We start from the raw sequence: 14,539 nt of genomic DNA on the forward strand, positions 1-14,539 counted from the left end.
GAGCGATGCGTGAAGGGGGGACAGACCGTCCCCCGCTTTTCCCAAGGGTGCGGTGCGCTGGCTGCACCTGAAGCCCTCAGGAGCTTTCGCGCACCATCAACTCGAAACCCAAGTCCTGCTGCGGCGTCGTCACGGCTTTGCCATCGAGTAGCGCGAGCAAGGCCTGGGCTGCCGCGCGGCCTACCGCCGCCCGTGGGGTGCGAATCGAGGTCAGGCGCGGGACCATGTGCGCCGAAGCCGGCAGGTCGTTGAACCCGACCATGGCCACACGCTGCGGCACTGCAACGCCTTCGCGCAGGGCTTGCAGGATGGCCCCCTGGGCCAAGTCGTCATTGCAGAAGAACAAGCCATCGACATCGCCGGCACGCGCCAGCATCCGGCTGAACAACGCGCCGCCCAGCGCGATGGAGGAAGGTTCGGGCACCAGCAACTCCAGTTCCGGCGCGCTCAGGCCAGCTTCTCGCAGGCCCTGACGAAAGCCTTCGGCCCGCTGCATGACGCGCGGGTCGAGTTGCGCGGCGATGAAACCCAGCCGGCGCCGGCCACGCTCCAGCAGATGCCGTGCGGCGGCGCGTCCGGCCTCGAACTGCGAGAAGCCCACCGCAAAATCCTCTGCCTGCCCGCCCAGCTCCATCATGTACACGCAGGGTATGGCACTCGCAGCCAGCATGTGCAATGACGCCTCGCTGCGGTCGAAACCGGTCAGCAACATGCCGCACGGCTGGTAGGCCAGGTAGTTGCGGATCAGGTTCTCTTCTTCGGCGCTGTCGTAGTGATAGTTGCCGATCAGCACTTCCAGGCCACGCGGGCGCATGACCGTATGGATCGCTTCCAGGGTATCGATGAACAGCTGATTGGACAGCGAAGGAATCAGCACGACCACCGAATGGCTGCGTGCCGAGGCCAGCGCACGGGCGGCGGAGTTGGCGACGTAGCCCAGGGCGGTGGCAGCCGCGCGCACCCTTTCGGCCAGTTCCGGCGCAACCGTGGCCACGCCACGCAGTGCGCGGGAAGCGGTGATCGGGGAAACGCCGGAAAGCCGGGCCACTTCGGCGAGAGTGGGACGACCTGTGGTACGCGAGCCAGAGCGAGTCATGAGATTTGTAATTTTTTACTACTTGCATGGGCTGGGAACGGTCACTAAGGTAGCGCTGTCTCACGCCCCAGGCAACGCATCCTTGCTGGCCGACGTTGCCTATGCGTCCATACTGCGTTCAGCACAAGATCAATAAAACCCGGGAAAGTCACGCGCCGCTGGCTTGCGCCAACATCAAGACAGCGCTGTCTTGCCCCGCAGGAGGTACTGATGAACCCTTCCCTGTCTGCCCTCGTCGTCATGGGCGTGGCCGGTTGCGGCAAAAGCTGCATCGGCTCTGCCATCGTCGCCACCAGCGGCGGCCGCCTGATCGAAGGCGATGCGTTCCACCCTGCCGAGAACATCCGCAAGATGAGTGCCGGTATCGCCTTGGACGATGCCGACCGCGCCGGTTGGCTGGTGCGTCTGGGCGAAGAGCTGCAAGCAGCCATCGCCGCTGGCGAGCGACCCGTGCTGACCTGCTCGGCGCTCAAGCGGCGTTATCGGGAAACCTTGCGCGAGGCCGTGCCGGGCCTGGGCTTCGTGTTTCTCGAACTGACGCCCCTGGAGGCGGAAAAGCGTGTGCTCGCCCGTCCGGGCCACTTCATGCCGGCCAGTCTGATCGACAGCCAGTTCGCCGCCCTGGAGTCACCCACCGGCGAGGCGCTGACCCTGACCCTCGACGCCACCCGCCCCATCGTGACCCTGGCCGAGCAGGTCGACGCCTGGCTAAAGCACCCCGGTGAGTCGGGCCTGGCCCGCACGGCCTGATGGCCGCGCTCCCGGCTCACCAAAGACAGCGCTGTCTGGACTACCCTGTATTCGCTAGAACACGCGGCCCGCAGACACAACAACGATAAAACCGAGGCTTACTCCCATGTTCGGAATGGCTACTGACACCTTCCTGCTGCTCGATGCACTGGTCACCATCGTCGGGTTGATCGTGCTGATCACCCACTTCAAGGTTCACCCCTTCGTCGCCCTGACCCTGGCCGCAGGTTTTCTCGGCCTGACCTCCGGCATGCCGGTGGCCAAAGTGATGAAATCCTTCCAGGACGGCTTCGGCGGCGTGCTGGGCTTCGTCGGCATCGTGTTGGCGCTGGGCACAATGCTCGGCAAGCTGATGGCCGACTCGGGCGGCGCCGACCAGATCGCGCAGACGCTGATCCGCGCGTTCGGCAAGCGCAACGTGCACTGGGCCATGATGTTTTCGGCCTTCCTGGTCGGTATCCCGCTGTTCTTCGAAATCGGCTTCGTGCTGCTGATCCCCCTGGTATTCATCGTCGCGCGGCGCACTGGCGTGTCGCTGGTGAAGATCGGCATCCCGCTGTTGGCCGGGCTGTCGGTGGTGCACGGGCTGGTGCCGCCGCACCCGGGCCCACTGCTGGCCATTGGCATCTTCAAGGCCGACATCGGCAAGACCATCTTCTATGGCCTGCTGGTGGCACTGCCCACCGCGATCATCGCCGGTCCCCTGTTCGGCACCTTCATCTCGCGCTATATCCCCGGTACGCCGTCGCAAGAGCTGATGGACCAGATCGCCCGCGAATCGCAGGCCCGTGAACTGCCGAGCTTCACCGTCACCCTCATTACCGTGCTGCTGCCGGTGGCGTTGATGCTGCTCAAGACCTTCGCCGACGTGGTGCTGCCCGCAGAGCACATCGTGCGCCAGTGGCTCGACCTGATCGGCCACCCCATCACCGCTCTGCTCGCTGCCCTGCTGCTGGCGTTCTACACCTTCGGCTCGGCGCGCGGCTTCTCGCGCCAGCAGATCATGAAGATGCTCGACCAGAGCCTGGCGCCCACGGCGGCCATCGTGCTGATCGTCGGTGCGGGGGGCGGCTTCAAACAGATGCTGGTCGATACCGGCGTGGGCAACGTGATCGGGCAGATGGCGGTGCAGGCGGAAATCTCGCCGATCCTGCTGGCCTGGCTGGTGGCGGCGGTGATCCGTGTGGCGACCGGTTCGGCGACCGTGGCGACCATCACCGGTGCCGGCATCGTGGCCCCGGTGGTGGATTTGATCCCCGGCGTGAACCGCGAGCTGCTGGTGCTGGCCACCGGCGCCGGCTCGCTGATCCTTTCGCACGTCAACGACGCAGGCTTTTGGTTGGTCAAGCAGTACTTCAACATGACCGTGGCTGAAACCTTGAAGACCTGGACGATGATGGAAACCCTGCTATCGGTGGTCGGCATCATCTTCATCATGGCGTTGTCGACGCTTGTGTGACCGTTGATCGGAACGGTCGCACCATCTTCCAGGGCTGATGGCCAAAAGCCCTAGAGGCCCTCGCCCCGCACGCTCGGCGCGCCCACTCCCGTGTTTGGTGGGCTGGGCGAGGGCCCTCCCGATCATCGCTGGAGTGCGCCACTATGAAACGATCCCTGCTGTTAGTCGCCCTGCTCGTCTCGCCGTTGACATTCGCCGCCGCCGGCGCGGGTACGGGCACCACCTTCCCGGACGACCCACATAACCCTGCGCCGACTCCGGGCGTGGACAGCACCCTTAACCCGGTGGAAAAGCCGATGCCGCGCGACACCGACCCACGTCTGCCAGGCGACGACCAACGTCTGCCGGGCGAAGATCAGCGCACGCTGACCAACCCTGCCGACGACCAGAGCCTGCCTGGAATGGGCACTGGCACCGGCACCGACGCTGGTGGGGCCACCATGACCCCTGGTGCCACCCAACAGCCCTGAGCGGCGAACGGCGCAGGTCAGTAATCGAACCGATCCACTGCCCTGCGCCGTTCGTTGTCGTCCCTGCGGTCATAAGCGGCCGTCGTCTGGATGTTGGCGTGGTGCGCCAATTTTTGCGCAATCGACAGATCGTGCTCTTCGATCACCCGCGTGATGAAGGCCCGGCGAAAATCGTGGGGCATGATCTTGATACCCACCTGAGCCCCTCGCTGGCGCGCGATGTAATAGATGGCGTGTTTGGTGATGCGCGCGCGCGTGATGTGGTTGCCACGGCGAATACGGTTGAACAAAAAGCCGTCGTCCGCCGCCCCTGCCGGCAGTTGCGCCTGTCGCAGCTCGAGCCAGGCCTGCAACTTCTCGAACGCCCAGGGCGGTGCGTATTTGAGCAATTGACGGTTGCCCTTGCCCCGCACCCGTAGGCTTCGCTCCTTGAAGTCCACCTGATTCAGGTCGATATCCACCGACTCCGACTTGCGCATGCCTGTGCCATAGAGCAAAGCGATGATCGCTGCGTCACGCACCCCCTGGGGCCGCGGATCGGCGGCGCACACGTCCATCAGTTCGCGGATCAGGCTGCGGCGCAGATTACGCCCGGGCGGCAGGCGGGTACCGTTGTCCGGTTTGACCTCGCGGATGCGCAACAAGTGCTCGTGGTCGATCAACCCCTGGCGCCAGGCCTCGTTCATCACACCACGAATGGCGTTGACGTAGAGCGAAGAGGAGTTGGGCGCGTAGCCATCGGCGCGCAGCGCCGCCACCAGGCCGATGATGTGCCCCGGCTCCAGACGCTGCCAAGGCACTTCGGTGATGTCCTGGTCTTCGAAGCCGAGCCGGTCGGCGGCGTCTTGCAGCACATAGCGCATGGTCTGCTGGCTGGACGGTGCCAGGCGGGTGAGGTATTGCAGCAGAGGGTTTTGCAGGAGGTCTGACAAGGCGCGAATCCTGTTGCGGGGCGCAGGCGACGTGGGGCCGTCACGAGCGCAGGCGGTTCAGCCGGGCGCGTCTGGTTCGGTGCGGGCAAGCCGGGCTACCGTGTGCAGGGTTATAGCGCTGCCGGCGATACAGCGGGCCATGGTAACCCATTCGTCGCGTACCTTCGAACCTGGCACCAAGCCGACCGACACCAGCCTCTAAGTCCGGTAGCCGACCGTTGGTCCGATGAAAGCTGGCGCGCCAATATTTGCAAATCCCTGCCGCCCCGCTCTAACGCGCAGCCGCAAGCCAACGTCCCGAGTGTGATTGAGCGCGCAGCGTCATCAAATAATCATGTTTTGAGCGGAACCTTCCTCGACATGGCTGCTAAGGTAATGATTCCCACAAGGGCGCGCCCAAAGATGCCCCATCACCGGTTCACCTGAATACGGAGGCTGGCATGAACAAGATGACGTTTCCCAACGCTTGCCAAATGATGCGCTGGCATTTCCACCCCTTGGGCTTCGAGGCCAGCATGGATGCGCCGAACAGCATGATCGTGCGCCTGTTCGACCGCGCCAGCGGCGAAACCCTCATGGCCATCGCTGGCATTCCCTGCGCGGCGATCATGGCCCCGGCCGACGTCGAGTGGATCATCGAATCGGTCGAGGCGGAGATGGACGCCTTCGTCCCCTATTGCACCCTGCGCAACGCCAGCTGAGGCGATCCGATCAGCGCGGCGTCAGCGCCTGGGTATCTGCCGCAGCCTGCTGCTCGTCCCACCCGCCGCCCAGCGCCGCGATCAATTGCACGCTGGCGACCAGCCGGCCTTGCAGCAACGACAGCGCACTGCGCTCGTTGCTGAGGGCCGTGGCCTGCACGTTGACCACGTCTAGATAGCCGATCAGCCCTGCGCGGTATTGGTTCTGCGTCAAGCGCAGCGACTCGCGGGCAGCTTCCAAGGCTTCCTGGCGTACCACCGACTCGTCGCCATACACGCGCAACTGCACCAGATAGTTTTCCACCTCGCGGAAGCTGTCGAGCACGGTCTGCCGGTATTGCGCAGCGGTCTGGTCGTACACGGCCACGGTACGGTCGACCTCGGCGCTGCGCTGGCCGGCATCGAACAAGGTCATGGCCAACGATGGCCCGACCGACCAGAACCGGTTGGGCAGTTCGATCCAGTTGCGGAAGCTGCTGCTGGAATAGCCGCCGCTCATGCTCAGGCTCAGGTCAGGGAAATACGCGGCGCGGGCCACGCCGATGCTGGCATTGGCGGCCATGACCCGGCGTTCGGCGGCGGCGACGTCGGGACGCCGTTCGAGCAGTTGCGAAGGCAGTTGCAGGGGAATGGCCGGCAACTGAGGTATCGCTTGGCTTACCGGCAGGGAGAAGTCCGCTGGCGCCTTGCCCATCAGCACAGCGATGGCGTTCTCGTATTGCGCGCGCTGCCAGGCCAGGTCGATCAGGTCAGCCTCAGTGCTCTTGAGCTGGGTGCGGGCTTGGGCCACGGCGTCGGGGCCGGAAATGCCGGCGCGGTACTGGTTCTCGGTCAGGCGCAGCGAGCGCTGGTAGGCCGCCACCGTAGCCTCGAGCAAGCGTTTCTGCTCGTCGATGACGCGCAGTTGCAGGTAGTTCTGCACCAGCTCGGATTGCAGGCTCAGGCGAATCGCCGCCAGGTCGGCGATGCTGGCTTCGGCGCTGGCCTCATTGGCGTTGAGCGTTTCGCGCAGTTTGCCCCACAGGTCGACCTCCCAGTTCACACCCAGTTGCGCGTTGTAGGTGTCGCGGATGCCGCTGCTGTTGTTCGACAGGCCCGAATTGCTGCTGCCGGCACCTTGCGCGGCGCGGGTCTTGCCCACGCTCAGGTCGAGGCTGGGGAACAGCGCGCCGCGGCTGCTGCGCACCAGCGCGGTGGCCTGGCGGTACTGGGCGGCATATTGGGCCACGGTCTGGTTGTTGGCGTTGAGCGCCTCGACCAGAGCATTGAGCTGGGGATCGTCGTACAGCCGCCACCAGGCGCCGCGCTGCACAGCGTCGGCGGGCTTGGCCTGGGTCCAGCCGTCGGCGTGCTTGAACTGCGCCGGTGCCGCCAGCACAGGTCGTTCGTAGTCGGGACTCAGGCTACAGGCACTGAGCAGCGCCAGGCACAGCCCGGCGCCGAGCACACGCGAACCACGGCCGTTGCTCAACCGCTGCAGGGCTCGGTGAAGGGAAGTCTGGGCGAAAGTCATAGCGGGGTATCCAGGGCAGCGTCGGTGCGCACGCCGCGCCAACGGTTGAAGCGATGGCGCAGGCGGTCGAGGTACAGGTAGACCACCGGGGTGGTGTACAGCGTGAGGATCTGGCTGATGAACAAACCGCCGAGAATGGTCAGGCCCAGGGGCTGGCGCATTTCGGCGCCTTCGGCCGCGCTCAGCAGCAACGGCAAGGCGCCGAGCATGGCCGCCAGGGTGGTCATCAGGATCGGTCGCAAGCGCAGCAGGCAGGCCTGACGGATCGAGGCTTCCGGGCCCAGGCCGTCGTTGCGCTCGAACTGCAGCGCCAGGTCGATCATCAGGATGGCGTTCTTCTTCACCACGCCGATCAGCAGGAACAGCCCGAGCATTGAGATCAGGCTGAACTGGCCGCCGGTCAGGTACAACGCCAGCAAGGCGCCCACCCCGGCAGAAGGCAGGGTGGAAAGGATGGTCAGGGGGTGGATGTAGCTTTCATAGAGTACCCCCAGCACCAAATACACCAGCACCAGCGCGCCGAGGATCATGAACGGCTGGCCTTTCTGCGTCTCGGCGAAGGCATCGCCGGTCCCGCCCAACTTGGCGATCACGCTCTCCGGCAGGCCCACGCGAGCCACCGCGCGTTCGACGGCGGCCAGCGCCTGGTCGGGGCTATAGCCTTCGGCGATGTCGAAGGCGATGTCGTCGGAGGCGAACTGGTCTTCGTGGCTGACGCGGTCGCTGGCCAGGGTGTTTTCGTAGCGCGCGATGGTCGACAGCGGCACCCGCGCGCCGCCCGCGGTGATCACATAGACCTGCTGCAGAGTGCTGGGATCCCAGGCATAGCGTGGGTTGATCTCCAGCACCACCTGGTACTGGTTGAGGCTGTCATAGATGGTCGATATCTGTCGCTGGCTGTAGGCATTGTTCAGCACCGTGGTGACCATCGACATGTCGATGCCCAGGCGCTTGGCCTGGTCGCGGTCGACCACCAGGGTCACCTGTTGGGTGCCGGCGCCGTCGTTGGCGTCGATCGCCGTCAGCTCGGGCAACGCACGCAGCGCGGCGGTGACCTTCGGGTACCACTCGCGCAGGGCTTCGAGATCGCCGCTCTGCAAGGTGTAGAGGTACTGCGAGGAGCTCTGGTCGCGGCCACCGCCGCCCAGTTGCAGGTCCTGGTCGGCCATCAGGAACAGCCGCCCGCCCGGCACCTTGGGCAATTCGCGGCGCAGCCGTTCGATGACCTTCTGCGCGTCGATGTTGCGCTCGGCGATGGGCTTGAGGCGTACCAGGACCATGGCGTTGTTGGTGCCGCTGTTGCCACCGATGAAACCGGCCACGCTCTGCACGGCCGGGTCGGCCAACAGGGCGCGGCGGTAGATTTCCATCTTCGGCTGCATGACCGTGAACGACAGGCCGTCGTCGCCACGGATGAAGCCGATCAGTTGCCCGGTGTCCTGCTGCGGCATCAGGGTCTTGGGCACGATCACGTACAGCGCGACGTTGAGCACGATGGTCGCCAACAGGCTGAGCAAGGTCAGCCGTCGATGGCGCAAGGCCCAACCCAGGCTGCGGTCGTAGGCGGCGACCATGCGCACGTGCTGGCGGTCGCTCCAGCGCTGCAAGCGGTTGCGTTCGGCCTGGTGCGGCTTGAGCCAGCGCGCGCAGAGCATCGGCGTCAGGGTCAGCGAGACCAGCAGCGAGACCAGGATCGCCGCCGCCAGGGTCACAGAAAACTCCATGAACAGACCGCGCACCAGACCGCCCATGAACAGGATCGAGACGAACACCGCCACCAGCGACACGTTCATCGACAGCAGGGTGAAGCCCACTTCCTTGGCGCCCAGATAAGCTGCCTGCATGGGCTTTTCGCCGTTCTCGATGTGCCGCGAGATGTTTTCCAGGACCACGATGGCATCGTCCACCACCAGGCCTGTGGCGAGGATCAGCGCCATCAGCGACAGGTTGTTCAGGGAAAAGCCGCACAGGTACATCACGGCGAAGGTGCCCACCAGCGATACCGGCACCGCCAGGCTCGGAATCAGCGAGGCGCGCAGGTTGCCGAGGAACAGGTAGACCACCAGGATCACCAGCACCACGGCGATCAGCAAGGTGTGTTCGGCTTCGGCCAAGGTGGCCTTGATCACCGGCGAGCGGTCCATGGCGATGTTCAGCTGCACGCTGGCCGGCAGCAGCGATTGCAACGCCGGCAGTTGCTGCTTGATCTGCTCCACGGTCTCGATGATGTTGGCGCCGGTCTGGCGGTTGACCACCAGCAGCACGGCGGCCTGGTCGTTGAAGAAGCCGCTGTTGTAGCGGTTCTCCACACCGTCGCTGACCGTGGCCACATCCGACAGCCGCAGGATGGCGCCGTCGGTCTGGCGGATCACCAGCGACTCGTAGTCCTTGGCCTTTTCCAGCTGGTCGTTGGCCCGTACCTGCCAGTTGCGCCCGGCGTCCTCGACGAAGCCCATGGGCCGACGCTGGTTGGCATTGGCCACGGCGTTGCGCACATCGTCCAGGGCCAGGCCGTATTGATTGAGCAGTTGCGGCTCGAGGGTGATGCGCACGGCCGGCAGCGAACTGCCGCCGATCTGCACCTCGCCTACCCCGCTGACCTGGGCCAGGCTCTGCGACAGGATGGTGTCGGCCAGGTCATAGAGCTGGCCCTTCTGCAACACGTCCGAGGTCAGCGACAGCACCATGATCGGCGCTTGCGACGGGTTGATCTTCTTGTAGGTGGGCATGCTGCGCATGCCGCTGGGCAAGAGGTTGCGCGCGGCATTGATGGCGGCCTGCACCTCGCGGGCTGCGGCGTCGATGTCGCGGCCCTGGGCGAAGCCGATGATCACCCGCGTCGAGCCCTGGTTGGAATTGCTGGTCAGGGTGCTGACCCCGGCGATGCTGCCGAGCTTGCGCTCCAGCGGCGTAGCCACGGTCGCCGCCATGACCTCGGGGCTTGCGCCCGGCAGGTTGGCCTGCACCACGATCACCGGGAAATCCAGTTGCGGCAGCGGTGAGACCGGCAGCAAACCGAAGCTGACGCCGCCCAGCAGCATGATCGCCAGGCTCAGCAGCAGCGTCGCCACCGGCCGCCGGATGAAGGGTGCCGACAGGTTCATGCCTGGTCCTTGCGCGCATCGGCGTGCGGCCGCCAGCGCCGCGCCAGGCGGTCGAAGTACAGATAGATGACGGGCGTGGTGAACAGCGTCAGGACCTGGCTCACCAGCAAGCCGCCGACCATCACCAGCCCGAGCGGCTGACGCAGCTCAGCGCCGGACCCGGTGGCGAGCATCAGCGGCACCGCGCCGAACAGCGCGGCCAGGGTGGTCATCAGGATCGGCCGGAAGCGCAGCAGCGCCGCCTGGTAGATCGCGTCACGCGGGGCCATGCCTTGGTTGCGCTCGGCCTCCAGAGCGAAGTCGATCATCATGATGGCGTTCTTCTTGACGATGCCGATCAGCAGAATGATGCCGATGATGGCGATCATGCCCAGGTCGTTGCCACTGATCAGCAAGGCCAGCAGGGCGCCGACCGCGGCCGAAGGCAAGGTCGAGAGGATGGTCACCGGGTGCACGTAGCTTTCGTACAGCACCCCCAGCACGATGTACATGGTCACCACGGCGGCGAGGATCAGCAGCAAGGTGCTCGACAACGAGGCCTGGAAGGCTTCGGCCGCGCCCTGGAAGCGGGTCTGCACGCCGATCGGCAGGCCGATGTCCTGCTCCACTTGTTCGATCACCTTCACCGCTTCGCCCAGCGACACGCCTTCGGCCAGGTTGAACGACATCATCACCGCCGGGAACTGGCCGATATGGGAAATCGCCAGCGCCGCTTGGCGCTGCTCCACCGTGGCCAGCGCCGACAGGCGCACCTGGCCACCGTCGGCGGCCTTGACGTGGATCGACTCCAGCGCGCTGATGCCGGCACTGCCGGCGTTCTGCGATTGCAGCACCACGCGGTACTGGCTGGCCTGGGTATAGATAGTGGAAATCTGCCGCTGGCCGAAGGCGTCGTACAGCGCGCCAGTGATCTGCGCGGTGGTGATGCCCAAGCGGCTGGCCTTGTCGCGGTCGATGGTCAGGTACACCTGCAAGCCTTGGTCCTGCAGGTCGCTGGCCACATCCGTCAGCTCGCTGCGCTGCTGGAGGGCGCGCACCAGTTTCCCGCTCCATTGCGACAGCATGTCGGCGTCGGGCGACGACAGGCTGAACTGGTACTGGGTACGGCTGACCCGGTCTTCGATGGACAAATCCTGCACCGGCTGCATGTACAGGCGGATGCCCACCAGTTTGTCCAATTGCGGCTGCAAGCGCTCGATCACCGCGCCCGCGTCGTCGTCGCGCTGGCCATGGGGTTTGAGGTTGATCAGCATGCGCCCGCTGTTCAAAGTGGCGTTGTCGCCGTCCACACCGATGTAGGACGACAGGCTCTGCACCGCCGGGTCTTGCAGGATGATATGGCTCAGCGCCTGTTGGCGCTCGCTCATGGCGGCGAACGAAGTAGCCTGGGGCGCCTCGGAAATGCCCTGGATGACCCCGGTGTCCTGCACCGGGAAGAAGCCCTTGGGCACGATCATGTACAGCACCACCGTGAGCGCCAGGCTGGCGACGGCCACCAGCAAGGTCAAGGGCTGGTGCTTGAGCACCCAGGTCAGTGCGCTGGAGTAGTGCTTGATCAGCCAGTCGATCCACGCCCCGCTGGCGCGGTAGAAGCGGCCCTGCTCGTGCTCCTTGGGCTCGGCCTTGAGCAGGCGTGCGCACATCATTGGGGTCAGGGTCAGCGACACCACCAAGGAAATCAGGATCGCCACCGCAAGGGTGATGGCGAACTCGCGGAACAGGCGCCCCACGACGTCGGCCATGAACAGCAGCGGGATCAGCACAGCGATCAGCGACAAGGTCAGCGACACCAGGGTGAAGCCGATCTGCCGCGCGCCCTTGAGTGCGGCTTGCAGCGGCGTCTCGCCCTCTTCAATGTGGCGGGCGATGTTCTCCAGCATGACGATGGCATCGTCGACCACGAAGCCCGTGGCGATAGTCAGCGCCATGAGGGTCAGGTTGTTGATCGAGAAGCCGGCGAGGTACATCACGCCAAAGGTGCCGATCAGCGACAGCGGCACCGCGATCGACGGAATCAAGGTGGCGCTGACCCGGCGCAGGAAGACGAAGGTGACCATCACCACCAGCACGATGGCCAGCAGCAACTCGTGCTGCACGTCGGTCACGGCCGCGCGGATGGTCTGGGTACGGTCCGTGAGCACGCTGACGTCGAGCCCGGCCGGCAGGTTGTCGGTGATCGACGGCAGCAGTTGCTTGATCCGGTCCACCACCTCGATGACGTTGGCCCCCGGCTGGCGCTGGATGTTGAGCAGCACCGCCTGGTTCTCGTTGGCCCAGGCGGCCAGGCGTTCGTTCTCGGCGCCATCGACGATCTCGGCGACGTCCTTGAGGCGCAAAGGCGCGCCATCGTTATAGGTGAGGATGAGGTTGGCGTAGTCCTCGGGCGAGCGCAGTTGGTCGTTGGCATCGAGCATCGACACCCGCGTCGGGCCGTCGAAGTTGCCTTTGGGCTGGTTGACGTTGGAGGCGCCGATCAGGGTGCGCACGTCTTCGAGGTTGAGTCCGGCGGCGGCCAGGGCCTCGACGTTGACCTTGATGCGCACCGCCTGGCGCTGGCCGCCGGCGATGCTGACCATGCCAACGCCGCTGATCTGCGCGATTTTTTGCGCGACGCGGGTGTCGACCAGGTCGTTGAGTTTGGGCAGCGGCAAGACCTTGGAGGAAATCGCCAGGGTCAGTACCGGGGTATCGGCCGGGTTGACCTTGTTGTACACCGGCGGCGCCGGCAAGTCGCTGGGCAAGAGGTTGCTGGCGGCGTTGATGGCGGCCTGCACTTGCTGCTCGGCCACGTCCATGTTGACGTCCAGGCTGAAGCGCAAGGTCAGCACCGAGGCGCCGCCCGAACTGGTCGAAGCCATCTGGGTCAGGCCGGGCATCTGCCCGAACTGTCGCTCCAGGGGCGCGGTGACCGCGCTGGTCATCACCTGCGGGCTGGCACCGGGGTACAGGGTCATCACGCGGATGGTCGGGTAGTCGACCTGGGGCAAGGCCGACACCGGCAGCAGCGTGTAGGCGATCAGGCCGGCGAGCACGATCGCCAGCATGCTCAGCGTGGTGGCGACCGGCCGCAGGATGAACAGGCGCGAGAGGTTCATGCACCCGCCTTGGCAGGCGCGCTCGGCTCGGCGGTGCCGCCTTTGTCCTGGCCTTGCAGGTGCTGGCCGGGGGTGGTGGGGACTTCGGCGCTGTCCTGCACCACTTCGACCAGGCTGCCCTCGCGCAGGCGGTCGGTGCCTTCGAGCACCAGGCGATCGCCTGCGGCCAGGCCTTCGAGGATCACACTGCGCTCGCCGTCGCTGGCGCCGACCTTGAGCTTGCGCACGTTGACCTTGTTCTCGGCGTTGACCACATAGGCGAAGGTGCCGTCGTTGCCGAACTGGATCGCTGCGGCAGGCGCCATGACCACCTGCTTGAGGGTGTCGGCCAGCACTCGAACGTTGAGGAACTGATTGGGGAACAAGGCCTGGTCGCGGTTTTCGAAACGCGCCTTGAACTTCAGGGTGCCGGTGGTGGTGTCGATCTGGTTGTCAGGGCTCGACAGCACGCCGACGGCCTGCTGCTTGGTGTCGGTACGGTCCCAGGCTTCCACCGGTAGGCGAGCGCCTGTGCGGTAGCGTTCGAGCACGGTGGACAGCTCGGTTTCCGGCAAGGTGAAGGCGATGTCGATCGGTTGCGTCTGGGTGATCACCGCCAGGGCCGTGGTGTCGTTGGCGGCGACCAGGTTGCCCAAGTCCAGCTGACGCAGACCCACGCGGCCATTGATCGGCGCGCGGATCTGGGTGAATTCCAGGTTCAGGCGCGCATCGCTGACCGCGGCCTGGTTGGTCTTGACCAAGCCCTGGAATTGCGCGACCTGCGCCTCGGCGGTGTCGAGGGTCTGCTTGGCGATGCTGTCTTCGGCATACAGACCTTTATAGCGGGCGACATCGACTTGAGCGTTCTTCAACTGCGCCTGGTTCTGCGCCAGGGTGCCCTCGGCCTGCTGCAAGGCGATGCGATAGCTGCGCGGGTCGATCTCGGCGAGCAGATCGCCGGCCTTCACTTGCTGGCCTTCCTCGAAGTGGATCTTCACCAGCTCGCCGGAGACGCGGCTGCGCACATTCACCGTATTGGTGGCGGTGACCGTACCCAGCGCCTTGTAATAGAGCGGGAAGTCGCCCACCTGGGCAGGCTCGACGCGCACCGGCACCGCTTCGCCCGAGCCGCCGAAACCTGGCCTGCCGCCTTGTTTGGCCGCCGTTTCCTTCGAGGCCCCGGGCCACAGCCACCAGGCCAACGCAGCCAGTAGCAGCACAATCAACAGGCCGATCAGCCAGCGGCGAGGAGAACGAGAGACGGGAGCATGCATGGGTTGAACAGACCTTGTTCGCAAAACGGCGGGAGAAAGGAGGTGAACGATAATCATCTGACGGGTTTTAGCAAAGCGCCTTTACCCCGGCTTTACCCAGGGCTGACGTCAGAGACGCCGCGCACTGTAAACGAAAACGGCCTGGAGCACTGTCCAGGCCGTTTTA

Annotated in this window: 10 protein-coding genes; 4 read left to right on the plus strand and 6 right to left on the minus strand. The window is 65.3% G+C overall.

Annotation, left to right across the window (positions count from 1 at the left end):
• Nucleotides 1–76: 76 nt before the first annotated feature.
• The gene (locus B4M43_RS15110) at nt 77–1,096 is read right to left on the minus strand and encodes a LacI family DNA-binding transcriptional regulator (RefSeq protein ID WP_296268255.1); all 1,020 of its coding nucleotides are present in this window, start codon (nt 1,094–1,096) and stop codon (nt 77–79) included.
• 210 nt (nt 1,097–1,306) lie between these two features.
• On the opposite strand from B4M43_RS15110, the gene B4M43_RS15115 reads away from it, so the two are divergent.
• The 3 genes from B4M43_RS15115 to B4M43_RS15125 all read left to right on the plus strand — a co-directional run bounded on the left by B4M43_RS15115 (nt 1,307) and on the right by B4M43_RS15125 (nt 3,775).
• Nucleotides 1,307–1,846, plus strand: a complete 540-nt coding sequence (locus B4M43_RS15115; RefSeq protein ID WP_296268256.1) for a gluconokinase — start codon at nt 1,307–1,309, stop codon at nt 1,844–1,846.
• Between the two features lie 106 nt (nt 1,847–1,952).
• On the plus strand, nt 1,953–3,305 hold the full coding sequence (locus tag B4M43_RS15120) for a GntP family permease (RefSeq protein WP_296268257.1): 1,353 nt from the start codon (nt 1,953–1,955) through the stop codon (nt 3,303–3,305).
• A 143-nt stretch (nt 3,306–3,448) separates the two neighbouring features.
• Entirely contained in the window at nt 3,449–3,775 is a 327-nt protein-coding gene (locus B4M43_RS15125; protein ID WP_296268258.1) for a hypothetical protein, read from the plus strand.
• Between the two features lie 17 nt (nt 3,776–3,792).
• Here B4M43_RS15125 and B4M43_RS15130 read toward each other — a convergent pair whose 3' ends face one another.
• Nucleotides 3,793–4,707 (minus strand): site-specific integrase, encoded by a 915-nt coding sequence (locus tag B4M43_RS15130; RefSeq protein ID WP_296268259.1) that lies wholly within the window; start codon nt 4,705–4,707, stop codon nt 3,793–3,795.
• A 440-nt stretch (nt 4,708–5,147) separates the two neighbouring features.
• On the opposite strand from B4M43_RS15130, the gene B4M43_RS15135 reads away from it, so the two are divergent.
• Entirely contained in the window at nt 5,148–5,408 is a 261-nt protein-coding gene (locus B4M43_RS15135; RefSeq protein WP_296268260.1) for a DUF1652 domain-containing protein, read from the plus strand.
• A gap of 10 nt (nt 5,409–5,418) precedes the next feature.
• Here the strand turns inward: B4M43_RS15135 and B4M43_RS15140 are convergent, their stop codons facing one another.
• The 4 genes from B4M43_RS15140 to B4M43_RS15155 are packed head-to-tail and all read right to left on the minus strand — an operon-like array spanning nt 5,419 to nt 14,373.
• Nucleotides 5,419–6,921 (minus strand): efflux transporter outer membrane subunit, encoded by a 1,503-nt coding sequence (locus tag B4M43_RS15140; RefSeq protein ID WP_296268261.1) that lies wholly within the window; start codon nt 6,919–6,921, stop codon nt 5,419–5,421.
• Nucleotides 6,918–10,025 carry an efflux RND transporter permease subunit gene (locus tag B4M43_RS15145; RefSeq protein ID WP_296268262.1) on the minus strand — a complete coding sequence of 1,036 codons (3,108 nt, stop codon included), beginning with the start codon at nt 10,023–10,025 and terminating at the stop codon, nt 6,918–6,920. The genes B4M43_RS15140 and B4M43_RS15145 overlap by 4 nt, the downstream gene beginning before the upstream one ends.
• Nucleotides 10,022–13,120, minus strand: coding sequence for an MdtB/MuxB family multidrug efflux RND transporter permease subunit (locus B4M43_RS15150; protein ID WP_296268263.1), 3,099 nt, complete (start codon nt 13,118–13,120; stop codon nt 10,022–10,024). Before B4M43_RS15150 ends, B4M43_RS15145 begins: the two co-directional genes overlap by 4 nt.
• Entirely contained in the window at nt 13,117–14,373 is a 1,257-nt protein-coding gene (locus B4M43_RS15155; protein ID WP_296268264.1) for an MdtA/MuxA family multidrug efflux RND transporter periplasmic adaptor subunit, read from the minus strand. Before B4M43_RS15155 ends, B4M43_RS15150 begins: the two co-directional genes overlap by 4 nt.
• Nucleotides 14,374–14,539: the final 166 nt, after the last annotated feature.

This window comes from Pseudomonas sp. UBA6562 (assembly GCF_002434265.1).
Lineage (GTDB): Bacteria > Pseudomonadota > Gammaproteobacteria > Pseudomonadales > Pseudomonadaceae > Aquipseudomonas.